Here is a 24,610-nt window from a genome sequence, read left to right on the forward strand (position 1 = left end):
ACAAATGTTCGAAAAAGACTTGCTTTTGATTCTAGAAACAGTTACACTAATCAAGTAAGATAAAAGGAGTTTGCCGCATGGTAACAAAAAAGACGACAAAAAAAGATGACAAAGCTAAAAAGGATGGCCGTCAGGCTGCATTAAATGAAGCGCTAAAAAAAATTGAAAAAAATTTTGGTAAGGGCTCAGTGATGACTTTAGGAGACAATGCGCTGACGCAAGTGGAAACAATTCCTTCCGGATCTGTTAAGTTAGATATCGCGTTGGGAGTTGGTGGATATCCTAAGGGTCGTATTATTGAGGTTTATGGACCAGAATCTTCTGGAAAAACGACGATTGCGCTACATGCTGTTGCTGAGGTGCAAAAGCAGGGAGGCACAGCAGCGTATATTGACGCTGAAAATGCCTTGGATGTCAAGTATGCAGAGGCTTTAGGCGTTAAAAAAGATGAGCTATTGCTTTCTCAGCCTGACACGGGTGAACAAGGTCTAGAAATTGCTGATGCATTAGTTCAATCTGGTGCGGTTGATATGATTGTGATTGATTCTGTTGCTGCGCTAGTCCCTAGAGCCGAAATTGAAGGTGAAATGGGTGACGCACACGTCGGTCTTCAGGCACGTTTAATGAGTCAGGCATTAAGAAAACTTGCTGGTACGCTAAATCGTACAGGGACCATTGCTATATTTATTAACCAAATTAGAGAAAAGGTCGGGGTAATGTTTGGTAACCCTGAAACGACACCTGGTGGTCGCGCACTCAAGTTTTATTCAACGGTTCGTCTAGAGGTTCGTCGCTCGACACAAATTAAAGATGGTACTGATGTGACTGGTAATTTAACGAAAGTTAAAGTTGTAAAAAATAAGGTTGCGCCGCCGTTTAAGGTAGCAGAAGTAGATATTATGTATGGTAAGGGAATTTCACAGACTGGTGAAATTTTAGACTTAGCAGTTGATCAGGATATTGTTGATAAAGCTGGTGCTTGGTATGCATATGAGGGCGAACGAATTGGTCAAGGTCGAGAAAAAGCTAAGGATTACCTTGATGATCCTGATCACGCTGATTTGAGACAAGAACTTTATGTTAAGGTTCGGCAAGCGTACGGTATTAATAATGATGGCGACAATGTTTCTACAACCTCAGATGTGCCTGAAGAAAAGGATGGTGCGGTTAGTCAAACTGCAGACTTGGATTTGGGCATTGATGATGATCTAACAGATGAACCAATTGTATAAGTTATGTAAACATTTCGGAAAAACGCTAGGGCGTTTTTCTTTTTTTTGTTACAATGCAGATAATAGATTCCTTGGAGATTAACATGACTAAAATATTGGTTGTCGATGATGAAGTAGCAATTTCAACGCTGTTACAATATAATTTGGAACAAAACGGGTACGAGGTTACAACAGCAGGAGATGGTAACTCAGCTTATCAATTAGCAAAATCAGAACAATTTGATGCAATTTTACTAGATTTGATGTTACCAAACATAGATGGCATGACGGTTTTAAAACAAATTCGTCAGGATAAAATCACAACACCGGTAATTTTAGTGACAGCTAAAGGAGACGAATTTGACCGTGTCTTTGGTTTGGAGCTTGGAGCAGATGATTATATTACCAAGCCTTTTAGCCCGAGAGAAGTGATTGCCAGATTAAAAGCGGTTTTACGTCGCTCACAAACACCCATAGTTCAGTCAGAAGAAACAGTGATTACGATTCAAGATTTGAATATCAACGATGGTAAAAAGATTGTTACTAAGGCTGGTCAGAGTGTTGCATTGACGCCACGTGAATATGATTTATTATTGTATTTCGCCCAACGATTGGGCCGTGTGATTGATCGAGAAACTATTTTGACTGCAGTTTGGGGTTATGAGTATACCGGTGAAAGTCGCATGGTTGATATGCACATTAGTAATTTACGCGAAAAAATAGAAACAAATCCCAAATCACCAGAAATATTGAAAACGGTTCGCGGATTTGGCTATACAATGATTAATTGACGGCCAAAGGCCGTTTTTTTGTGTAAACCTTTCTTTACAATTATTTACAGAAACACGACGAAAATGGGTCGTGATTCATAACAATAACACCGTATTATATAACTTGTAAACAAGGAGCGGCCCCCAAGAGCCTCTACTACGACCTTGTTTCATTACATAATCCAAAGGGAGAAGTACATCATGAACAAAAAAGTTGCAGGTATTATCGGAGGAATCGTTGTCATTGCGGCAGGGATTGCGTTGTATACCTCTGCTAATAACAAGTCAAGTGACAGTAAATCATCATCAACGTCATCGACGAAGGTTAGTGGTAAAGTGCTATCTTTGGGATCAACTGCTTTGCAGCCATTGGCAGAACAAGTTGCTTCCTCATTCCAAGATAAAAACCCAGATGTTACAGTAACAGTTCAAGGTGGTGGTTCAGGTGCTGGTCTTAGCCAAGTATCTGATGGGTCAGCGCAAATTGGTAATTCCGATGTTTTCGCTGAAGAAAAAGAAGGCGTTGACGCTAGCAAATTAGTTGATCACAAGGTTGCTGTTGTGGGTATTGCACCTGTTGTCAATAGCGATGTCCAAATTAGCAACATTTCTAAGACGCAATTACGTGAGATTTTCACCGGTAAAATAACTAACTGGAAAGACGTTGGCGGAAAAGATGAAAAGATTGTTGTGATTAACCGTGCAACAGGGTCAGGTACTCGTGCTGTATTTGAGAAAAATATCTTAGATGGTCAAAATGCAGTGCAAGCAACTGAGCAAGATTCAAATGGTACTGTTCAAAAAATTGTTAAAACTACACCCGGTGCTATTTCATATCTAGCTTTTGCCTACCTAGATGCTGATGGTATCAAGGCGCTTAACTTGGATAACGTTAAGCCAAGTAAAGCTAATGTTGAAGACAATTCATGGCCAATCTGGGCATATGAACACATGTATACAAAGGGTAAGGCAACTGGTGCCACTAAGGCATTCTTGGATTACTTCTCAACAAAATCAGTTCAAAAGACGATTGTGCCAAAGTTGGGTTATATTGGTTTGACAGATATGAAAGTAACACGTGATTCAAGTGGAAAAGTCACTGACAAATAATTAAATGATAGCAGTTATTCAAAACAGGGTAATACCTGTTTTTTTTGTTAATCAAATTAGTGCTGATTTTTGTAACGAAGATGATATGATAAACGTATGAAAAATAAATTTGAAAAATTCATTATTATTTTGGGTTTAAACTTGATTTTACTGATCTCCTTAACTCAAATTGTGTCATTGACAAGGCAGACTTTAACAGCCTTAATTTTTATCGTGATTTTGATTTCAATTATTGAAGCTTGGCTTTCTCAACTGTGGGAAATGAGTGATGCAACTGAACTAGCTGTCATGAAGAAGCGGATGGAAGACACGTTGGCTGGCGAGACACCGAGGGGGGTATTAGCATCACCTGAATCACCTTATTACGATTTACTGCAATCTTTTAATGCATTACAGACGTATGTTCGGCACTCTCAATATGATAATAAACGTGATGTTGGCAACTACCAGACGTTACTCACTAGTTTACCTGTTGGCGTGATAAATGTTGATCGACATCATACGATTGATGTTTTTAATCAAAAAGCTGCTGATCTGTTGGGGGTTTCTTTACCAAAATTACCCATTTCAGAAAATTTGATAATTCGTCAATTTACATTGTCTGAGTTAATTAGCCAAACTTTTAATACACAATCAAAGCAACAATCAATTCTAAACCTAACAATCAATGGTGAAACGCGGCAATACGATGCTAGCACACTATATCATCAATCTGGCGCTGAGGGTGAAGTCATGATTATGCTTTACGATTTGACGAGTGTTTTGCAAATTGAGCGCATGCAGGCTGACTTTTTGGCCAATGCCTCGCATGAATTTAAAACACCGTTGACTGCGATTACAGGATTTGTTGAAACATTACAAGGACCCGCGGGTGACGATCCAAAAACACGTGCTCAATTTTTGACCATCGTAGCAAATGAGTCACAACGCCTCTCTGATTTAGTAAATGATATTTTGTCGCTGTCGCGTCTTAAACATAAAGCAGATGGGGAAGTTTCAATTATTAAAGTGTCTGAAATCGTCAATCAGCAGATTCAAAAAATTAATAGTCAACGTGTCACAATTCACAATGATGTGGAGGATCAGTTTGAAGTTGTCGGTGTTGCAGAGGATGCAACAACGATTATTCAAAATTTATTGACCAATGCCGTCAAGTACAATGTTGAAAATGGCGAAGTATGGGTTTCGGCTAAAAAAGATAACTCACAGTGGTCTTTGAATGTTCGCGATTCAGGCATTGGTATTCCTTTGAGTCAACAATCACGTATTTTTGAACGATTTTACCGAGGAGATGAGTCTAGACAACGTAAAATTGCTAGTGGAACCGGTTTAGGATTAGCAATTGTTAATGAAATTGTGACAAAACATAATGGTCGTCTGCAAGTCAAATCCCAAGTAGGTGTTGGTACGAGTATTACATTGACATTGCCTTTGTAAAGAAGATATCGTGAAAATCTTCTTTTTTTGTATCTAAAAAATTATAGGAAGCATAAATAGCGACGGTAATCCGAAAAAGGGAACAAACAGCCTCAATAATTCGATTTTCTTTACACAAACTTTACAAAAAGGCGTTCTGATTTTTACACAAGTTTAAGATAATTAAAACGTAGTAGTAAATCTTGGGAGGCATTAACATGTCGAAATCACATCGCGGCGCGGTTATATCTTCAATCGTTGTCGTGGCTATTGTTGCAGCACTTGGAACGGCCTATGCCACACGTGACAAAAGCGCATCTGGCACTTCAATCACGGCTGTTGGATCAACTGCACTTCAACCATTGGTTGAAGCGGCGGGCGAAGAATATGCTAAAGAAAATCTTGGTACATTTATTAACGTTCAAGGTGGCGGTACGGGAACAGGGCTCAGCCAAGTTTCACAAGGCGCCGTAGATTTAGGCAATTCAGATGTGTTTGCTGAAGAAAAAGAAGGCATTAAAGCCAGTCAGTTAGTAGATCATCGAGTTGCTGTTGTGGGTATTGCACCTTTGTTAAATAAAGACAACGGTGTTAAAAACCTATCCACAGCGCAATTAAAAGCTATTTTTACAGGTAAAATAACGAACTGGCAAGAAGTGGGTGGTAAAAACCTTGACATTGTCATTATCAATCGTGCAACTGGTTCTGGTACAAGGGCGACTTTTGAAAAATGGGCCTTAGATGGTGCTGAAAGTATTTCAGCTCAGGAGCAAGACTCATCAGGTATGGTACGCTCAATTGTGGCGACAACGCCAGGCGCAATTTCTTATGCTGCTTTTGGTTACATCGACTCGTCTGTTGTGGCTGCTAGTGTTAACGGCATAAAACCTAATAATCAAAATGTTGCCACTGGCAAATACGCCATTTGGTCATATGAGCATGTTTACACTAAGGGGAGACCCAATGCTCAAGTTGGTAAATTTTTAAAGTATCTCACATCAACAAAAATTCAATCTACTTTAGTGCCAAAGTTGGGCTATATTTCAATTCATGACATGAAAATTAGTCGTAGTGTTAATGGTCAAGTGGTTGAAAAATAAACGTGTTCGTTGTTGACGCTAATTGGCGCAACAACACTCACCGTGGAGAAAACATGGATAATATCACAAAAAAACTAATGCAACGCTCTGAATCAACTCGAAAAGATACTATTGGTCGTGCAATCAGCATGACAGCATTGATCTTGATTGCAATCGTTGTTGTTTCAATTTTCGTTTTTGTTTTGAGTCGTGGCTTGTCAACTTTTTATAAAGATGGTGTCAATGTGAAAGATTTCTTATTTGGCACAACATGGAATCCTTCTGTAACTGATCCCGCAACAAAAAAGCCTTATATTGGCGCTTTGCCAATGATTTTGGGCTCGTTTTTAGTAACATTCTTGGCTGCCATTGTCGCAACACCATTTGCAATTGGTACTGCTTTGTTCATGACTGAAATTGCACAAAAGCGCGGCGCCAAAATTATGCAACCTATTGTCGAATTGTTGGTTGGTATTCCATCAGTTGTTTATGGGTTTATTGGTTTAACAGTTGTTGTACCAGTTATAAGAACAATTGCTGGCGGTTCAGGATTTGGTATTTTATCAGGTACAATTGTACTTTTCGTTATGATTTTGCCCACTATTACTTCGATGACCGTCGACACATTAAAATCTGTGCCACGCCATTATCGCGAGTCTGCTCTAGCAATTGGTGCTACGCGTTGGCAAATGATTTACAAGGTTGTTTTGCGCGCCGCAACACCTGGTATCCTAACAGCAATTGTGTTTGGAATGGCTCGAGCGTTCGGTGAAGCTTTGGCGGTCCAAATGGTCATTGGAAACGCAGCGTTGATGCCACATAGTTTGACGACTCCTGCCTCAACATTAACTTCTGTCTTGACGATGGGAATTGGTAATACTGTCATGGGATCATTACAGAATGATGTATTATGGACGTTGGCAATGATTTTGTTAATCATGTCATTGGTATTTAACTTAATTGTGCGTGCAATTGGACGTAGAGGAGCGATGAAGTAATGAAAGCAAAAACTGCTGATAAGATAGCTACTGGTTTTATTTACGCCATTTCTGGTATTGTCGCATTAATTTTGTTTGCGATGCTGTCGTTTATCCTTGTAAGAGGTGTACCACATCTTTCATGGCACTTTCTAACCTCACCTGCCCGAGCTTTTGAGGCGGGTGGCGGTGTTGGGGTACAACTCTTCAACTCATTTTATTTATTGATTTTGGCTATGGTAATTAGCTTCCCAATCGCATTGGGTGCAGCAATTTACTTAAATGAATATGCTAAGAAAAATTATTTTACAGCGATTGTCCGCACGGCAATTGAAATTCTAAGTTCATTACCATCTGTTGTTGTTGGTTTGTTTGGATTCCTGTTGTTTGTTGTTCAATTTAAATTAGGATTTTCGATTTTGTCTGGTGCCATTGCGCTAACTTTGTTCAACTTACCATTGCTGACACGTTCGATTGAGACGAGTTTGGCGCAAATTCCAGATTTACAACGTGAAGCAGGATCTGCATTGGGATTATCACGTTGGGAAACAGTCTTACACGTGATTTTACCCGCGGCTGTGCCTTCAATTGTAACAGGAGTTGTTTTGTCAGCCGGGCGTGTGTTTGGTGAAGCTGCCGCACTAATCTACACAGCTGGACAATCTGCACCAGCTTTGAACTTTGGTGATTGGAATCCGTTTAATATTTCCAGTCCCTTGAACCCAATGCGCCCAGCAGAAACTTTAGCGGTTCATATTTGGAAAATTAATTCTGAAGGCATTATGCCCGATGTCAACGCTGTATCTGCTGGTGCATCAGCAGTATTAATTATTGTTGTATTACTGTTCAACTTTAGTGCTCGTAAATTAGGTATGAAGTTGTATAAGAAATTAACTAGTTCGTGAGGCGACTATGACAAATCCTAACTTTGAATTTAAACCTGCCAGCGATTTTATTAGAGAAGACGCTCCTGAACGTTATATCTATAATATGGACGCTGACAAGCATGAAATTGCGATTTCTACGCATGATTTGCAAGTGTTTTACGGGGATAATCTTGCTCTGAGCGAAGGTGATTTGGAATTTGAGCGTTATAAGATTACCAGCCTTATTGGTGCATCTGGTTCTGGTAAATCAACATTTTTAAGATCTTTGAACCGTATGAATGATGATGTTGCCACCGTTAATGGTCAAATTATGTATCGTGGTGTTGACATTAACACTAAGAATATTGATGTTTATGAGATGCGCCGCCATATTGGCATGGTTTTTCAACGGCCTAATCCGTTTGCAAAATCAATCTATGACAACATTACTTTTGCGTTAACGCAGCGCGGCAACTACACAAAAGAACAGTTGGACGAAATAGTTGAAACCAGTTTAAAACAAGCAGCATTGTGGGATCAGGTTAAAGATGAATTAAATAAATCAGCTTTAGCTTTGTCCGGTGGGCAGGCACAAAGATTAGTTATTGCACGTGCTTTGGCACTGAAACCCGATATTCTTTTGTTGGATGAACCTTCAAGTGCATTGGATCCAATTTCTTCAGCTCAGGTCGAAGACACGCTGATTGAATTAAAGAATCAATACACAATCATCATTGTGACACATAACATGCAACAGGCTGCCCGTATTAGTGATTACACGGCTTTCTTCCATTTAGGTAAGGTCATTGAGTATGATTTGACGCGTAAAATATTTACAAGACCTAAAGTCGCTTTGACAAATGATTATATATCAGGTAATTTCGGATGACAGACAAACAAGAAAAAACAATTTTATCGACACGTGATGTTCGTCTTTGGTATGGTCAAAAAGAAGCCTTGCATGGTATTGACTTGGACTTTCCAAACAAGGGTATCACAGCTCTAATTGGTCCTTCTGGTTCAGGAAAAACCACATATTTACGCGCATTAAATCGGATGCACGATTTGGAAGATGGTGTGACTGTAACAGGTTCATTTAATTTTAATGGTACTGATATATATGCACCAACGACTGATACAGTTGATTTGCGTAAGCAAATTGGTATGGTTTTCCAGCAACCAAATCCATTTCCATTTTCAATCTATGAAAACGTTATTTTTGGATTGCGTTTAGATGGTGTTAAAGATAAAGCGATATTGGATGAAGCAGTGGAACGTTCACTAAAGCAAGCTTCAGTTTGGGATGAAGTTAAAGATGACTTGCACAAATCAGCATTAGGCTTATCCGGTGGTCAACAGCAGCGTGTCTCAATTGCGCGTGTATTGGCAATGTCACCAGATTTGCTTTTACTTGATGAACCCACTTCAGCACTTGATCCCATTTCGAGTCGTAATATCGAGGAGACATTGTTGAAATTAAGAGAAGATTATGCCATGATTATTGTGACACATTCAATGTCACAAGCTTCAAGAATTTCTGATCGTACCGCTTTCTTCTTGAGTGGTGATCTGATTGAAGTTGATCAGACGAAGCACATTTTTCTTAATCCCCAAAAGCAAGAAACACAAGATTATGTTTCTGGACGTTTTGGTTAGTTGAAACCAAAAGTCATATTGCAAGACCACATTACACAAAGTCATGGAGGAGTTTGTTATGCGTCGATTATTTGATGAAGAATTAGCAGATTTAGATAGCTCATTTACTGAAATGGGTATGCTAGTGTCTCAAACTATTCAAAAAGCTGTTCAGTCATTTGTGGATCATGACCGCGAGGGTGCGCGTCAAATTTTAGAAAATGATCATCAAATCAATGAACGAGAAGCTGCCATTGAAAAGAAAACGTTTGAGATGATTGCACTATATCAACCTGTGACCACAGATTTGCGTGAAATTGTCACAATTTTAAAGGCTGTTTCAGTTTTGGAACGAATGGGAGATCAGGCGCGCAATATTGCTAACTCAACTATTCGTGTTAAAGGGACAAAGCATATTGCTAGCATTGAGCAAGAACTTGGTGTTATAGGTGAAATGGTAGCTAACATGGTTTCTCAGGTTATGGAATACTATGTTAAAAATGACGCCCTTGGCGCTGAATCAATAGCTGAAGCTAACCATAAGTTGTCACAAAGTGCTGCTAAAGTCAGAACCGATTCAGTAAACGGTATGAAAGAAAATGCTGATTTAGTTGATTCAGCGGCTGATTATTTGGTGATTGCTGGCTATTTGAAGCGTATTGGTGATTACACAACCGATATTGCGGAATGGATTGTCTACAAGCGCACTGGTAAGATTATCGAATTGAATCCAGGTTACAATTTCTTTATTTAACAGTCAAGCGTCTGTAAGGCGCTTTTTTTTATAGTCTACATTTGGTATAATTGTTATGTGAAAGTGTTATTGTATCAATATAGTAACCGTTTTCATAGAAAATCTTACGGGGGTTTCGATGCGCTTTATTGTTCGATTAGCAACAAACATGTTGAGTTTTTTGGTTTTATCAATGATATTCACTTCTGGATTTCGAGTTGATAATTGGGTTTCGGCATTGTTTGCAGCGTTTGTATTATCAATACTAAACGCTATCATTAAGCCAATTCTGACAGTTCTAACGTTACCGTTAACTATTATAACGTTTGGTTTTTTTGCCATCGTTGTTAACGCGTTCCTCCTTGAAATAACGGCTGATGTTGTTGGTGGATTCGAATTTACCAGTTTCGGTTGGGCAATGTTGATTGCTTTCACCTTATCAATTATCAACACAATTTTAACCAATGATTTGCATGTGCAAGTAGAAAGAAATTAAAATGGCACAAAATTCAGTAACAGTAGAACAATTAGTGGCTAACACGCGTCTTAAAATTGTTGCAGGTGAGCAATTTCTTGACAGAGAAATCACGACGGCGGACATTTCACGTCCTGGACTGGAAATGACTGGTTATTTCAACTATTACGCACCAGAGCGTGTTCAGTTGTTAGGAATTACAGAAACTTCCTTTTCAGAACGTATGAATCATGACGAATTGTTGATGGTGTATCGACGAATGGCTGATACGACAACACCAGCGTTTGTTGTGTCAACTGGTTTACCGATTAGTGACGAGTTGAAACAAGCGGCACAAGAAGCACATATCCCGATTTTAACTTCAACGCTAACATCATCTCGTATTTTATCAAATATGACTTACTATCTTGGCGGACAATTAGCCCCACGAGAAAATGTCCACGGTGTTTTGATTGATGTCCATGGTCTTGGTGTATTGATTACAGGTGATGCCGGTATAGGAAAAACTGAATCTGCACTTGAGTTAATTCAACAAGGTAAAGCAAGGTTGGTGGCTGATGATCGTGTTGATATTTATCAAGAAGATGAAGAGCGCCTAATTGGTGAACCAAATGGTGTTTTACGAAACATGATGGAAGTTCGTGGCGTAGGCATCATTGATGTGCAACAAGTTTATGGTGCCGTATCTGTTCGGTCACATGCTACCATCGCTCTGAATATTCATCTTTCAAATGGTAAAATTGGTGAAGCCAATTTTGATCGATTAGGAAATGATAATGATTCATTAGAAATTATGGGTGTTCAAATCAAGCGTATGGTGGTGCCAGTGACGCCAGGACGTAACACAGCTAGTGTAATTGATGCAGCTGCTGTTAAATTTAGAACCGCAAATATGGGCATTGACGCGTTACAAACATTAGAACAACGTATGACAGCTGAAATGGCGAAAAACGAAAAAATTGATGCAGCAGGTGACAAAAATGACTAAAATTGCCATATTGGGCGCCGGATCATGGGGAACAGCTTTGGCTAATGTTGTTGCTGAAAATCATCAAGAAGTGCGTTTGTGGACACATAACGCTGATCAGGCCAGAGAAATAAGCAATCAGCATACAAATCAAAAATATCTACCAAAAGCAATATTAAATGAGCGTTTGATTGCTACTAACAATATGGCACTAGCCGTTTCTGACGTTGACGTTGTGCTCAGCGTTGTGCCAACCAAAGCAGTTCGTGAAGTCGCACATCAACTAGCAGATGTCTTGGCAAAACAAAATCATCGTGTTATTTTGGCACATGCAACAAAAGGTTTAGAGCCTGTGACATTTAAACGCATTTCAGAAATGTTGGCTGAGGAAGTACCGGCACAATACCGTACTGCTTTGGCGATGCTGTCAGGTCCGTCACACGCTGAAGACGTTATTAAACATGATTTGACAGCTGTTTCAATTGCCAGTGATGATCCTAAAGCTGCTGAACTAATCCAAGCGATTTTTGCAAATGATGTCTTTAGACCTTATACGAACCACGATTTATTAGGTTCTGAATTAGCTTCTGCGTTAAAAAATATTATCGCGATTGGCTCTGGCGCATTGATTGGCTTAGGCTATGGCGCTAATGCACAAGCGGCATTGCTAACACGTGGATTAGTAGAAATGCGCGCTTTAGGCCAGGCAATGGGTGCTAAACCCGAAACTTTTTTGGGGCTGGCTGGCATTGGCGATTTGATTGTGACAGGCATGTCGCCAAATTCAAGAAACTATCGAGCAGGTCGAGAATTAGGTTCTGGTAAATCGTTAGCTAAAGTGGAAGAGGCTATGGGAATGGTCATTGAGGGTGTTAGCACGACTAAAGCTGTTTATGAGTTTTCTGTGCAACATCAAGTAGATATGCCTATTACAAAAGCAATTTATCAAGTGTTATATGAACAACTACCATTGCAAAGTGCGATTGCGCAATTAATGCAACGCAATTTGCGCAGTGAAGATTAAAGAAAAGAGAAAAATTATGAAACCAGTACGTAAGGCAATTATTCCAGCAGCAGGGTTAGGTACACGTTTTCTACCTGCAACAAAAGCATTAGCAAAAGAAATGCTACCAATTGTTGACACACCAACAATTGAATATATTGTAAGAGAAGCAATTGAATCTGGCATTGAAGATATTGTTATCGTGGACGGTAAGTCAAAGCGTTCAATTGAAGATCATTTTGATTCAAATCCTGAACTGGAAAATAATTTGCGCGAAAAGGGTAAGGATGCTTTACTGAAAGTTGTTGAAGAAACAACAGATATCAATATGTATTTCATACGTCAATCACATCCTAAAGGCCTAGGTGACGCTGTATTGACAGCCAAGGCTTTCATTGGTGACGAGCCTTTTGTTGTGTTACTGGGTGATGATTTAATGCAAGATGAAGTGCCACTGACAAAGCAGTTGATTGAGCGTTATGAAGAAACTGGAGAATCAACTTTGGCCGTGATGAAGGTGCCTCATGATCAAGTATCTGAATATGGTGTGATCGATCCGGCGGCTCAAGTTAACGATGACGGTCTATACCGTGTTAAGAGTTTTGTGGAAAAGCCAAAGCCAGAAGAATCACCTTCAGATTTAGCTATTATTGGACGTTACTTGCTAACACCAGAAATTTTTGAAGAATTGGAAAATACAAAGCCTGGTAAGGGCAACGAAATTCAATTGACAGACGCAATTGATTCTTTGAATAATCGCCAACATGTATATGCTCATGAATTCAAGGGTAGTCGTTACGATATTGGCTCAAAGATTGGTTTCTTAGAGACAAATATTGAATTTGGCTTGAAACACCCACAGACTAAAGATGCACTGCGCGCTTACATCAAGGAGTTAGCGGCTAAACTTTAATCACTAAAAAACGAGACTAGTTCTCGTTTTTTCATATTCATTATTAAAATATCTAATGACAGGTTTTGCCCTCGACATTTCATATAATAACGAGTACAATAGTCATAACAAAAAGTAAGTGTAGGTGTAGTGATGCCAGAAAATATTAAAATATATGATGTTATTATCGTTGGAGCAGGTCCTGCCGGCATGACAGCAGCGACCTATGCTTCACGTGCCAATTTATCAGTTCTAATGCTTGATCGTGGTATTTATGGCGGTCAAATGAATAATACGGCTGAAGTTGAAAATTATCCTGGTTTTGATTCGATTTTAGGACCCGATTTAGCTGAAAAAATGTATTCATCATCAACACAATTCGGTGCTGAATATGGTTTTGGGACAGTCGAACGTGTTGAATTAAAGGATGACTTGAAGTATATTCATACTGACATGGACGATTATGTCGCCAAAGCGGTTATCATCGCGACCGGCTCTGAGCATATTCACTTAGGAGCTGATGGCGAGGAAGAATATCAAGGTCGTGGCGTGAGTTATTGTGCAGTCTGTGATGGTGCGTTCTTCCGTGATGAGAATGTTGTTGTTGTTGGTGGTGGTGATTCAGCAATTGAAGAGGGACTTTATCTTACTAATTTGGCAAAGTCTGTTACTGTTCTACATCGTCGTGATAAACTGCGTGCACAACAAATTATTCAAGATCGGGCATTTGCGAATCCAAAAATGTCATTTATGTGGCATACAGAAGTGGAAGCGATTACTGGTGATGATGACAAAGTCACAGGACTTGATATTATTAATAATCAAACACAGGAAAAAGCACATATTGATGCAGCAGGTGTCTTTGTTTACGTTGGATTAAAAGCAAATACACAAGGTTTCGAGAATCTCGACATTACCGACTCTGAGGGATGGATATTAACTGATGAGAAGATGCAGACAGCAATTCCTGGTATCTTCGCAGTAGGAGACGTCAGAGTCAAAGATTTGCGACAGATTACGACGGCTGTTGGTGATGGTGGCTTGGCTGGACAAGGAGTCTATGACTACATCAGCCATTTAGAAACCACTGTTCAGACGATCACAACTGAATGAAAAATGCGCACATCACTGTGCGTATTTTTTATTGATTTAATTTAGAAAATAAAAAAGCGCCAATAGGCGCTTTTTGCTTATTTAACTATTTCGCAAAATTCTACAATAACCCCATCAGGTCCTTGTAAGTTAAAGAACTTGATTCCTTTTTCCCAAAATGGCAAATGTTGCACCTCGGTGTTAAGCAAATCAAATCCTTCCGCTTTTGCTGCCACAAAAGCGGCATCAGCATCAGTTGTATCCATTGAAATATGATTGATTGCACCTGGTTTACCAACAACTTCATCTCCTGCCCAAGTTTCGATGACTAAGTTGCCACGTTGCATGAAGATAACTTTACCAACGGGGAAATCGCCAGTCTTTTTAAAGCCCAGCTTTGTCCAAAAAGCCTCTGATTTTGCCAAAGATGACGTAGGAATACCAATGTGCTGTACGCCACTATAATAGTCTGAAAATGCCATAATAATACCTTTCTAGTAGTATTGCTACTGAATATGTTCATTTTACAAAATAATTGTTTTAATTACCAACATCTATTGCCTGATGCTTTAAATTCTTGAAGACATATTTATCTGCAATGCCCGTAATGCCGCCTTGAAATAGGAATGCGAAAATAGTACCTAAACCGAAATTATACAAATTAGGGAAAGTAATTACAAAAGCAATGATTGCAAAAATCGTTGGTGGAATGTAAGATGCCCACATGGCTTTGAAAGCTGACCCATGAAAGTATTTGAAACGCAAGATTTGCATTAAATCATCGGCTGGGTGTAATACTAAATTCACACGTTGATAAATCGAAATGGCAACGGCAATGAAGCCAACACCAATAAAATTAATTACTGTATACAACACAGTTGCTGCCACTGAATTAGCATTCGGCATAATTTGATTGAAAATATTTGAAAACCATTGAATGAAAATTGAAAATGGTAACATAAACAAGAAATTACCAACAACACGATGCCAATCTAATTTTTTCATCAATAGCGCATTTAGAAATGAAATAAGCATGCCGAGGACTAGGAATGCCCAAAATAAGACAAGTGAATTATTTCCTAGTAAGGCTTGACCTAGATTAGCCTCTGCAGCTGTCCAATAAGCTGATCCCAAAAAAGCGGGTTTTATATGTGAAGCTGTGACGAGCGTCAAAACATTTCCCATCGCATTTAAAATCAATGAAATGCCAAAAAACATAAGTGATTTGCTCATTGAAATGCTTCGTGGATTATGATGTCGCGCATTTTCTGCCATCTTATGCCTCTTCGCCACCAACCTTGACGACTGCCTTGGAAACAACACCTAATTTACCATTCACAAAATCATCTACGGTTTGGTAATCTAGTTCGTGAGACATTAATGATTCAACGTCTAACTTGCCTGATGATAACAATGCCAATGAATCTTCAAAGGCGTTTGGATTGATAAATGATCCTTGAATCGTCAATTGCTTTTGGAAGACTTCATAAGTGTTCATTTGGAACTTTGCGTCGGGGCCACCAACACCAAACATCAAAACTTGAGCACCACGGGCTGAGGCCTCAATGGCTGCTTCTTGTGTTTGTGGTAAACCAACTGCTTCAACGACAACATCATAAGTACCTTCAGGAATTTTATCACCATCTTTAGTATTGTACGTATTTTTCACGCCAAACTTTTCTTTGTTCATAGCGAGCTTTTCAGGAACAATACCAGCCAAGTCGACTTGGTGAATACCATAAGCTTGCAAAATTTGAACAAAAAGCTCACCCATGAAGCCATCACCAATAACCAATGCCTTTTGGTAAGGTGTCACTTTAAGTAGTTGAATACCGTGAACCGCACATGAAATAGGCTCAACAACGGCAGCTGACTTAAGTGAAACGTTATCAGGAATTTGGTAAACAACTGATGCAGGTGCCGTGAAGTATTCCTCAAATCCACCATTACGTGTAACACCAACAGCAGACAAGTTTTCGCAAAGTTCTGGACGTGCAGTACGGCAATACTTGCATTGACCACAGTAAATATTAGGATCAATTGTTACACGATCACCAACAGCAACGTTTGTAACATCAGAACCAATCTCAGCTACAACACCGGAATTTTCATGACCCAACACAATTGGTGGCACAGCATCTGCTGAGCCGGGAAGACCGGCATACAAAGCGTGATCAGTACCACAAATACCAGCGAATGCTGTATGAATCAAAACTTCATTGGGTTTTACCTCAGGCTTTTCAATGTTCTCAACCTCTAATTTTTTTGTACCAGTTAACACAAGTGCTTCCATGTTTGTTCTCCTTTTTGATTTGTGATTAAATTAACTTACGAGGACAATGGTAAACCTTTAGCATGACAAAGTCAAACGTTTATCACATTTATTTTAGTAAGGGGAATAGACCATGTGATAGAATATTAAGAGAGTATGGAGGATTGCAATGGTTGCAAAATTAAGTGATGTTGCGGCGTTAGCTGGTGTTTCAGTAACAACGGTATCGCGCGTCATCAATAACTATGGTTCATTAAGCCAAAAAACAATTAATAAAGTTCACGAAGCTATGCGAGAGTTGCATTATCAACCTAATGCCATGGCGCGTTCGCTGCAAGGAAAATCATCGCAATTTATCGGATTGATTTTTCCGAACATGGAAAATCCCTTTTTTACAGCTTTGGCGAGTGAGATTGAGCAACAGCTATTTGAGTTAGGGTATAAGGTCATTATTGCAACTTCAGCTAATAATGTTGAAAAAGAGCGCCAGTACCTTCAAATGTTAGCTGCGAATCAAGTTGAAGGTATCATTACTTCTTCACATAATTTGGGTATTGGTGAGTATCAAAACACCTTTTTACCAATTGTTTCTTACGATCGTTACTTGGCAGATAACGTGCCAATTGTTAGCGAGGATAATGAACAAGGTGGCTATCTAGCTGGTGAGTATCTATTGTCTACTGGTGCGAAAAGGTTGTTAATGTTAAGTGATGATGATGGCTCAGAATCGCCAACCCATCAACGGTACGCAGGATTTTTACGTGCTACACAACAGAATTCGATTCCTGTTGTCAGACAAAATTATAGTTTACAAGGGTTTGCTACAAGTAAGGACATCGACAATATGGTGTCTTATATCATTGAGAATGGCATTGAGGGGGTCTTTGCCTATAATGATGTGGCTGCTATTCAACTAGAAAATGCTTTGCAGAAGGCTGGTAAAAGAGTGCCAGAGGATATTAACATTATTGGATACGACGGGACACCAATTGTCCGGCGTTTGCATCCAAATTTGCCAACAATTGTTCAACCGATTACGGCGGCTGCATCACAGTTAATAGAAGTATTATTTGCACTGATTAAAACACCAAGAACAACAATGACGCCTGATAGTTTGCTGCCAGTGTCACTGCATTTACCAAAAGACTAATTTTTGGTAACATTTCGGAGGGGAAAATGTTTCTAAATTCACTCACTGCATTGCCCAACTGGCTAGAACATTTAATCGCCAGTGATCATCATTTCACATTAGCAGCGTTTGGTATCATGTTTGTATTGATATTTATTGAGACTGCTGGGATTGTGACAGGATTTATTCCTGGTGATACGATTTTGATTACAGTAGGAAGTTTGGCTGGCGCCCATCATAATATTGGTGAATTGCTTTTGGTTATTGGCATTTTTGCAATTGCTTCTTTTTTAGGAGATGCTGTTAATTATTGGTTGGGCGCATTCATTACGACACAAATCGCTAAAATACCCTGGGTAAAAAAATATTCACACAGTAGTTTGACTGATGAAATCGCTAAAGATTTTCATCCCAAGAGATGGTTGCTATTCGTTGTGTTAGGCCGCTTTTTACCCTTTATTCGCGTTGCTGTGCCATTATTAGCACATCGTTTGGGGTTAGCCTTTCCGGTTTATTTACGAATGGCTGCTTTTGCTAGTATTTTATGGTCAGCCAGTATTGTCTCAATTGGTTATTTTGTAGGCCATTTGGAGATTCCAAAGTCCGTGACTGTGACTATTTTTATCGTAATTGCTGTGATAGCAATTACTGTTTTAAGAATGCAAAAGTTTAGAAACTGGATTTTGGCGTTGTTCACACGGAAATAATTTTGTTATAATTTAAGAAAATGGGAAAAGAAGGTTAATCATGAGTTATCAAGAAAAACTGGCACAGTGGCAATCAGCAAATTTGCCTGACTATTTGGCAACTGATTTGGCATCATATTCAGCAGAAGAACAGGAAGATGCTTTCTATCAAAACTTGAGTTTTGGTACTGCAGGCATGCGTGGCTTACTTGGGGCTGGTACTAATCGCATGAACATTTATACTGTTCGTCAGGTAACTGAAGCATTGGCGCGCTATATTACTTCACAAGGGGATGCGGCAAAACAGCGTGGCGTGGCAATCAGTTTTGACTCGCGTCATTTTTCTCCTGAGTTTGCTGCAGATGCTTCACAGGTACTCTCTGCACATGGTATCAAGAGTTATTTATTTACCTCATTGCGCCCAACACCTGAACTATCATTTGCCGTGCGTGAATTGAAAGCGTTTGCCGGCATCATGATTACTGCCTCACATAATCCTAAAGAATACAATGGTTATAAGGTTTATGGTGAAGATGGGGGCCAAATGGTTCCCGACGCTGTTGCAGCAGTTGTGAAAGAGTTGGAAGGTATTACTGATATTTTTGATATTTCATTGGATGAGAAAAGCGCCAATGTTCAAATGATTGATGACGATATTGATAACCTCTACTTATCAAAAATGAAAACAGTAACAGTTGATCCTGAACTAGTTGCACGTGAAGGGGCTTCACTAAAGTTTGTTTATTCACCACTTCATGGTACGGGCCAATATATTGGTGAAAAAGCACTGCAACAGGCTGGTTTCACTAACTATACTGTTGTTAAAGAACAAGCCGTGATTGACGGTGATTTCCCGACGGTCAAAAAGCCTAATCCTGAGGATGCAGCAGCCTTAACACTTGCGATTGAATATGCAAAGCGCGAAGGGGCAGACGCGGTTGTCGCTACTGATCCGGATGCCGATCGTATGGGCGCTGCGGTTAAATTGTCAGATGGTAGTTTCCAAGTGCTTACTGGCAATCAAATTGCTGCTGTATTAGTTAATTATCTTTTGACTGCTAAGAAAAACACGCACTCATTACCCGAAAATGGCGCTATTGTAACTTCAATTGTCTCATCAAGATTTGCATCAACTGTTGCTGAAAGTTTCGGTGTTGTGACGGCAGATGTGTTGACCGGATTTAAGTATATTGCAGCAACAATTGATGAATTTGAAGCAACGAAATCGCACGAATTTTTGTTTGGTTTTGAAGAGAGTTTTGGCTACTTGGTGAAGCCTTTTGCTCATGATAAAGACGCGATTCAGGCACTCGTATTATTTGCCGAAGTGGCTGCATACTACAAGTCTCAGGGTAAAACTTTTGCAGATGGTGTTCACGAACTATTTGAAAAGTTTGGTTATTTTGAAGAAAAAACCATTAGTTTAGACTTTCCGGGTATTCATGGCAATGATGAAATGGCAACTATTATTTCTGAATTCCGTAATAATCAGCCAAAATCAATCGGCGGTGTCAGTGTAACACGCGTACAAGATTTCTTATCTTCAATAGAAACTGATAATACGGGTGAAACAGTGGCACTCAAGCAACCTAAAGCTAATGTTTTGAAATATTGGCTAGCAGATGGATCATGGGTTGCGGTTCGACCTTCCGGTACAGAACCAAAACTAAAGTTCTATATTGGTGTTGTTTCGGATGCACAAGCTACTTCTCAAGCTAAAATTGATAAAATTGCCAGTGATTTAATGACCCACGCTAAGTAGTACTAGACACAAGGGGCTATGTCTGATATACTGTTACATGGCTATTAATTGCCATATTAACGGTAATCCGCTGTGCGTTTAGCCTACGGGCAAGTGCAAGATTGTCGAATAGGAGAATGACCAATGCGTCAAAATAGTATTTTAGAAAATGTAACATCAGCACAATTGCGTACTGATATTCCTGAATTCCGTGCCGGTGACACTGTTAAAGTGTATGCTAAAATTGTTGAAGGTTCACGCGAACGTATTCAGTTGTTTGAAGGTGTTGTCATTAAGCGTAAGGGTGCTGGCATCCAAGCTACTTACACTGTTCGTAAGATTTCTTCAGGCGTTGGTGTGGAACGTACTTTCCCACTGCACTCACCACGTGTTGACAAGATTGAAGTTGTTCGCTTTGGTCAAGTTCGCCGTGCAAAGTTGTACTACTTGCGTGCATTGCAAGGTAAGGCAGCTCGTATTAAAGAACGTCGTCGCGATGTTTAAATTACTGAAAAAGCATCTCAATTTGAGATGCTTTTTTTTTGCGACAAAATTTGACCTAAAATATGAATTGTATGATAAAATGAAAGCGGTTACAGAAAATAGCATATTATTTAGGAGAATGCATATGATGTCATTTGTTGTATTAGGATTGGGAATCCTATTTTTATTAGTATTGATTATTAAGTTTAAAATCAATACTTTTATTTCGCTGATTTTAACCGCTGCTTTAGTTGGCGCTGGATTAGGTATGCCGCTTGATCAAATTCCAACATCGATTCAAAATGGTATTGGATCATCGCTCGGTGAGTTGGCAATCGTGTTTGGTTTTGGTGCGGTGTTAGGCAGGTTGGTGGCTGATGCTGGCGGTGCTTATCGCATTGCTCACACACTAATTGCCAAATTTGGGAAAAAGCGTGTTCAGTTAGCCATTATGGTTGCGGCCTTTATCATCGGTATTGCGCTATTCTTTGAAGTGGGTATGGTTTTATTGATTCCGATTGTCTTTGCAATCGCTTTAGAAGCGTCGGTGCCATTACTTTACCTCGGTATTCCAATGGCCGCTGCGCTGTCAGTGACGCATGGTTTTTTGCCACCGCATCCAGCACCAACAGCTATTGCGGGCGCACTAGGTGCTAATCCTGGGACTGTGTTGGTTTATGGCCTAATTGTGGCTATTCCAGCTGCCATTGTTGCTGGACCTATTTTCACAAAATTAGCACAAAAATTTGCACCAGATGCTTTTGTGGTCAAAAAACAACTGACTGCTTTTGGCCAACAAAAAGCATTTCAGATTGATGAGACGCCTAGCTTTGGTATTTCAGTTTTAACGTCGTTATTTCCTGTTTTATTGATGGGGATTACAACAGTTTACACTATTATCTACAATGATGGCCAACCTTTTAAAAATCCAAAGGGTATTGACGCTTTTATTACTATGATTGGCAATCCGGTTGCCGCAATGATTATTTCTTTGGTATTTGCTTTGTGGGCAATGGGCTGGCACCAAGGCCGTGCAACGAAAGATATGATGGTAACGGTTGAAGAAGCGGTTAAATCAATCGCTATGTTATTGTTGATTATTGGTGGTGGTGCCGCTTTCAAACAAATATTGATTGATGGTGGTATTTCAAAACAAATTTCGGATTTGTTCATTCATTCAGCAATTTCGCCTCTAATCTTGGCGTGGTTAATTACTGTATTATTACGTGTTGCATTGGGATCGGCTACGGTAGCTGCCTTAACCGCGGCAGGACTCGTTCAACCATTAATGGCTGCTTCAGGCATCAATCCGGCATTGATGGTATTGGTGATCGGTGCGGGTTCGTTAGCATTTTCACATGTAAATGATGCTGGTTTTTGGATGTTCAAAGAGTATTTTGATTTAAATGTTAAGCAAACACTACAGATATGGACAGTATTAGAGACGATTATCGCTGTCGTAGGGCTGGGGATGGTCCTGATATTGAACCTTATTGTGTAATTGTTAACTTATGTGACAACCTTTAACGTAATTTTTCTGTAACGTTTTTGTCAAAATGTAGATACGTTTTTTTGTCATAGTTGGTCTATAATAGAAACATACTCAAATAACATTTGAGTTTCATTACTCCCCCCAGTAATGTTTCAATCAGTTCCCCCAATTACTGATTGAACACCGATAGCTTCGGCTATCAATTCCCTTGACCATCCCCCTCTTAGGTCAAGGGATTTTTTATTACAAAAAAATATCATAATAAAAGCCGCTAATTCAGACATGTGAGAAGAAAATTGAAAACTTTCTTTATTGTCAAAAAATTAGTGGCTTATTTGTTTTGATTTGGTTGAGAGGGCACATTGAATGGATCAATTTCTTCACCAGACAAAGCGCTTAGACTTGAGTGTTCCTCGGTCGGCATCAATGTGTCATCGAAATTAAAAGCTAAGAGGGAATCGGTAATAGATTGTTCGCGGGAGATATCATCATCATTACGAACCTCAACCATAGTTGCATTTTCGGTTGTATCATGAGTTTTCTTTAAGAAAGTTTCACGAGCGGCAACACGTTGCTTAATATCTTCTACGTTAACTGTTTCGGTTAAGTCTGTTACGACTTCAAATGACACGCCTTCATTTTTTTTGAGATATTTAAAGTTCGCCTCAGCGATAGCACCCGTTTGAACCTCAAGCTGTTGTGCCAAAAAACCTGCTTCTAGGCTAAAATCAGCGTTTTTATTCAAACTAAGACGTTGTTTGACTAAATCGCCGGTCAATTCCCAACGTTGATTTTTACTATCTTGAGACTTGATCTCGAGATCGCCGAAAGCTGCATCAGCAAAAAATTCTTTGACAGAAGTTAAAGTGTCAGTTGGAAATTGGCGTGCAATTTCTTTTCCAGCCCAGTACAGAATGTGAGGATAGTCTTCTTGTAATAAATTAACGAGTAAACCATCCCGCAAAAGACTAAGCGCGAAGCTATTAACTTGAAAATTTGTTTGTAAAATTTTATCGTAATCGTTGATGTCCATAAGTGCGGTAATCCTTTCATTTCATTATACACAATTATGACTGTGAAATGCTTGCATTTTTAATTAAGCCGTTCATAATTAATAATATGAATAAAAATAATCCAATTGGGTTCCTTGATTCTGGAATTGGTGGTTTAACTGTTGTTAAAGCCGCCCAAGAACAACTACCCAACGAACAATTTATGTATATTGGCGATACAGCACGTATGCCGTATGGCCCACGGCCAGCTCAAGAAGTGATTGATTATACTTTTCAGATGGCCAATTTTTTGATTGAAACAAAAAATATTAAATTACTTGTGATTGCTTGCAATACAGCAACAGCCCGAGCATTACCACTGCTGCAAGCCAAGTTATCAATTCCTGTTATTGGTGTGATTCAATCTGGTGCTGAAGCAGCTGTTCGTATGACTAAAAGTAATCATATTGGTTTAATTGCCACGCAAGGTACAGTAACGAGTGGTATTTATGAAAAAGAAATGGCTAAATTGGCACCAAACGTTGTCATACAAGCCCAGCCGGAGCCAGATTTTGTCACTTTGGTTGAAAACGATGACTATCAGTCTGAACACGCCAAAAAATTAGTGGCAAATCACTTAAGTCATTTCGCTGATAACACAGTTGATACGCTTATTCTAGGGTGCACACACTTTCCGCTTTTAGCACCGTTTATACAGTCAGCCGTGGGAAGTCAAGTCAAGCTAATTGATGCTGGTGCTGAAACAGTGACAGTTGTTAGCCAATATCTTGACACCCACAACCTGCATTCAGATGTTGTTCATGGACATGATCATGATATTTATCATACAACGGGTGATAAAGTACTGTTCGAAAAAATTGCGACGAACTGGTTGTCACGAGCACAGCCACTGGATGTTCGTCATCTAGTTATAACCAATAATCATTTAGAGGACGAAAGCGTATGAAAAGATTGATCATTGCCAGTAATAATGAACACAAAATGCAAGAACTAGAATCAATATTACGTGATATCAATGTTGATTTGAAAGTCGTACCGTTGCGTGAATTAGATAATGTGCCAGAAATCATTGAGGATGGTCAAACATTTGAAGAAAATGCCACAAAAAAAGTTACCACAATCGCAAAAATCGCGCCTAATGACTACATTTTAGCTGATGATTCAGGTTTGACGATTGATGCATTAAACGGTGAACCGGGTGTTTATTCTGCTAGATATGCAGGCGATCATGATGATGACGCAAATATCGAAAAAGTTTTCTCCAAGATGGGTGATACTACCAACCGTGCGGCACATTTTCACAGTGTGATTGTATTGTTATCGCCTAACGGTCAACGGCTGGTCACCTCTGGTATCGTTGATGGTGTTATCACAACGCAACGACATGGTGATAATGGATTTGGCTATGATCCCATTTTTTGGGTGCCACAGTTCGACCGAACTTTTGCTGAATTAACGGCTTCAGAAAAAAATGCTGTTAGTCATCGCGGCCTTGCGTTACAGTCACTTGGCAAGCAATTACCACAATGGTTGGCTGAAAATTAAGTTTAGCAATGAAAGGGTAAGTC

26 protein-coding genes are annotated in these 24,610 nt (G+C 39.4%); 22 read left to right on the forward strand and 4 right to left on the reverse strand.

Annotated features, from left to right (window positions below; translation table 11 throughout):
* The first annotated feature begins 77 nt into the window (after positions 1–77).
* The 15 genes from recA to trxB all read left to right on the forward strand — a co-directional run bounded on the left by recA (position 78) and on the right by trxB (position 14,247).
* Positions 78–1,232 (forward strand): recombinase RecA, encoded by a 1,155-nt coding sequence (recA, locus tag ACI3ES_RS03085; protein ID WP_114666497.1) that lies wholly within the window; start codon positions 78–80, stop codon positions 1,230–1,232.
* Positions 1,233–1,315: 83 nt separating this feature from the next.
* Positions 1,316–2,002 (forward strand): response regulator transcription factor, encoded by a 687-nt coding sequence (locus ACI3ES_RS03090; protein WP_114666498.1) that lies wholly within the window; start codon positions 1,316–1,318, stop codon positions 2,000–2,002.
* 180 nt (positions 2,003–2,182) lie between these two features.
* The gene (locus ACI3ES_RS03095) at positions 2,183–3,091 is read left to right on the forward strand and encodes a phosphate ABC transporter substrate-binding protein (RefSeq protein ID WP_080519100.1); all 909 of its coding nucleotides are present in this window, start codon (positions 2,183–2,185) and stop codon (positions 3,089–3,091) included.
* Positions 3,092–3,187: 96 nt separating this feature from the next.
* Positions 3,188–4,528 carry a cell wall metabolism sensor histidine kinase WalK gene (locus ACI3ES_RS03100; RefSeq protein WP_114666499.1) on the forward strand — a complete coding sequence of 447 codons (1,341 nt, stop codon included), beginning with the start codon at positions 3,188–3,190 and terminating at the stop codon, positions 4,526–4,528.
* A gap of 197 nt (positions 4,529–4,725) precedes the next feature.
* A complete protein-coding gene (locus ACI3ES_RS03105) occupies positions 4,726–5,607 on the forward strand; it encodes a phosphate ABC transporter substrate-binding protein PstS family protein (protein WP_114666500.1) in 882 nt (293 codons plus the stop codon).
* A 53-nt stretch (positions 5,608–5,660) separates the two neighbouring features.
* Entirely contained in the window at positions 5,661–6,584 is a 924-nt protein-coding gene (gene pstC / locus ACI3ES_RS03110) for a phosphate ABC transporter permease subunit PstC (RefSeq protein ID WP_114666501.1), read from the forward strand.
* Positions 6,584–7,468: a phosphate ABC transporter permease PstA gene (pstA, locus tag ACI3ES_RS03115; protein WP_004913276.1), complete on the forward strand. Its 885-nt coding sequence runs from the start codon at positions 6,584–6,586 to the stop codon at positions 7,466–7,468. The genes pstC and pstA overlap by 1 nt, the downstream gene beginning before the upstream one ends.
* 7 nt (positions 7,469–7,475) lie before the next feature.
* Positions 7,476–8,318 (forward strand): phosphate ABC transporter ATP-binding protein PstB, encoded by an 843-nt coding sequence (gene pstB / locus ACI3ES_RS03120; protein WP_004913279.1) that lies wholly within the window; start codon positions 7,476–7,478, stop codon positions 8,316–8,318.
* Positions 8,315–9,085: a phosphate ABC transporter ATP-binding protein PstB gene (gene pstB / locus ACI3ES_RS03125; protein ID WP_004913281.1), complete on the forward strand. Its 771-nt coding sequence runs from the start codon at positions 8,315–8,317 to the stop codon at positions 9,083–9,085. The genes pstB (ACI3ES_RS03120) and pstB (ACI3ES_RS03125) overlap by 4 nt, the downstream gene beginning before the upstream one ends.
* 58 nt (positions 9,086–9,143) lie before the next feature.
* A complete protein-coding gene (gene phoU, locus ACI3ES_RS03130; protein WP_004913284.1) occupies positions 9,144–9,818 on the forward strand; it encodes a phosphate signaling complex protein PhoU in 675 nt (224 codons plus the stop codon).
* Positions 9,819–9,936: 118 nt separating this feature from the next.
* The gene (locus tag ACI3ES_RS03135) at positions 9,937–10,293 is read left to right on the forward strand and encodes a phage holin family protein (RefSeq protein ID WP_114666502.1); all 357 of its coding nucleotides are present in this window, start codon (positions 9,937–9,939) and stop codon (positions 10,291–10,293) included.
* 1 nt (position 10,294) lies between these two features.
* Positions 10,295–11,260, forward strand: a complete 966-nt coding sequence (gene hprK, locus ACI3ES_RS03140; RefSeq protein WP_004913291.1) for an HPr(Ser) kinase/phosphatase — start codon at positions 10,295–10,297, stop codon at positions 11,258–11,260.
* The gene (locus ACI3ES_RS03145; protein ID WP_114666503.1) at positions 11,253–12,263 is read left to right on the forward strand and encodes an NAD(P)H-dependent glycerol-3-phosphate dehydrogenase; all 1,011 of its coding nucleotides are present in this window, start codon (positions 11,253–11,255) and stop codon (positions 12,261–12,263) included. The genes hprK and ACI3ES_RS03145 overlap by 8 nt, the downstream gene beginning before the upstream one ends.
* A 16-nt stretch (positions 12,264–12,279) precedes the next feature.
* Positions 12,280–13,155, forward strand: coding sequence for a UTP--glucose-1-phosphate uridylyltransferase GalU (galU, locus tag ACI3ES_RS03150; RefSeq protein WP_114666504.1), 876 nt, complete (start codon positions 12,280–12,282; stop codon positions 13,153–13,155).
* A gap of 132 nt (positions 13,156–13,287) precedes the next feature.
* Positions 13,288–14,247: a thioredoxin-disulfide reductase gene (gene trxB, locus ACI3ES_RS03155; RefSeq protein ID WP_114666505.1), complete on the forward strand. Its 960-nt coding sequence runs from the start codon at positions 13,288–13,290 to the stop codon at positions 14,245–14,247.
* Between the two features lie 77 nt (positions 14,248–14,324).
* Here trxB and ACI3ES_RS03160 read toward each other — a convergent pair whose 3' ends face one another.
* From ACI3ES_RS03160 to ACI3ES_RS03170, 3 genes are read right to left on the reverse strand one after another with little or no spacing between them, the layout of a single operon-like run.
* The gene (locus ACI3ES_RS03160; protein WP_004913303.1) at positions 14,325–14,708 is read right to left on the reverse strand and encodes a VOC family protein; all 384 of its coding nucleotides are present in this window, start codon (positions 14,706–14,708) and stop codon (positions 14,325–14,327) included.
* A gap of 58 nt (positions 14,709–14,766) precedes the next feature.
* Positions 14,767–15,501 (reverse strand): fructose permease, encoded by a 735-nt coding sequence (locus tag ACI3ES_RS03165; RefSeq protein WP_114666506.1) that lies wholly within the window; start codon positions 15,499–15,501, stop codon positions 14,767–14,769.
* 1 nt (position 15,502) lies between these two features.
* On the reverse strand, positions 15,503–16,519 hold the full coding sequence (locus tag ACI3ES_RS03170) for a zinc-dependent alcohol dehydrogenase family protein (RefSeq protein ID WP_004913310.1): 1,017 nt from the start codon (positions 16,517–16,519) through the stop codon (positions 15,503–15,505).
* Between the two features lie 148 nt (positions 16,520–16,667).
* On the opposite strand from ACI3ES_RS03170, the gene ACI3ES_RS03175 reads away from it, so the two are divergent.
* The 5 genes from ACI3ES_RS03175 (at position 16,668) to ACI3ES_RS03195 (ending at position 22,038) form a co-directional block, all read left to right on the forward strand.
* Entirely contained in the window at positions 16,668–17,648 is a 981-nt protein-coding gene (locus ACI3ES_RS03175; protein ID WP_142511263.1) for a LacI family DNA-binding transcriptional regulator, read from the forward strand.
* A gap of 26 nt (positions 17,649–17,674) precedes the next feature.
* Complete coding sequence (locus ACI3ES_RS03180) at positions 17,675–18,334, forward strand: DedA family protein (RefSeq protein ID WP_114666508.1); 660 nt, start codon at positions 17,675–17,677, stop codon at positions 18,332–18,334.
* 40 nt (positions 18,335–18,374) lie between these two features.
* On the forward strand, positions 18,375–20,075 hold the full coding sequence (locus tag ACI3ES_RS03185; protein ID WP_114666509.1) for a phospho-sugar mutase: 1,701 nt from the start codon (positions 18,375–18,377) through the stop codon (positions 20,073–20,075).
* A gap of 123 nt (positions 20,076–20,198) precedes the next feature.
* Complete coding sequence (rplS, locus tag ACI3ES_RS03190; protein WP_004913322.1) at positions 20,199–20,558, forward strand: 50S ribosomal protein L19; 360 nt, start codon at positions 20,199–20,201, stop codon at positions 20,556–20,558.
* Positions 20,559–20,682: 124 nt separating this feature from the next.
* Positions 20,683–22,038, forward strand: a complete 1,356-nt coding sequence (locus ACI3ES_RS03195) for a gluconate:H+ symporter (RefSeq protein ID WP_114666510.1) — start codon at positions 20,683–20,685, stop codon at positions 22,036–22,038.
* Positions 22,039–22,360: 322 nt separating this feature from the next.
* Here the strand turns inward: ACI3ES_RS03195 and ACI3ES_RS03200 are convergent, their stop codons facing one another.
* The gene (locus ACI3ES_RS03200; protein WP_004913330.1) at positions 22,361–23,062 is read right to left on the reverse strand and encodes a YslB family protein; all 702 of its coding nucleotides are present in this window, start codon (positions 23,060–23,062) and stop codon (positions 22,361–22,363) included.
* An 86-nt stretch (positions 23,063–23,148) separates the two neighbouring features.
* Here ACI3ES_RS03200 and murI point away from each other — a divergent pair, with 86 nt between their 5' ends.
* Both murI and ACI3ES_RS03210 read left to right on the forward strand, forming a co-directional pair.
* A complete protein-coding gene (gene murI, locus ACI3ES_RS03205) occupies positions 23,149–23,988 on the forward strand; it encodes a glutamate racemase (RefSeq protein WP_181809823.1) in 840 nt (279 codons plus the stop codon).
* Entirely contained in the window at positions 23,985–24,587 is a 603-nt protein-coding gene (locus ACI3ES_RS03210; RefSeq protein WP_114666512.1) for an XTP/dITP diphosphatase, read from the forward strand. The genes murI and ACI3ES_RS03210 overlap by 4 nt, the downstream gene beginning before the upstream one ends.
* Positions 24,588–24,610: the final 23 nt, after the last annotated feature.

The sequence above is a fragment of the Leuconostoc falkenbergense genome (assembly GCF_045801155.1).
Lineage (GTDB): Bacteria > Bacillota > Bacilli > Lactobacillales > Lactobacillaceae > Leuconostoc > Leuconostoc falkenbergense.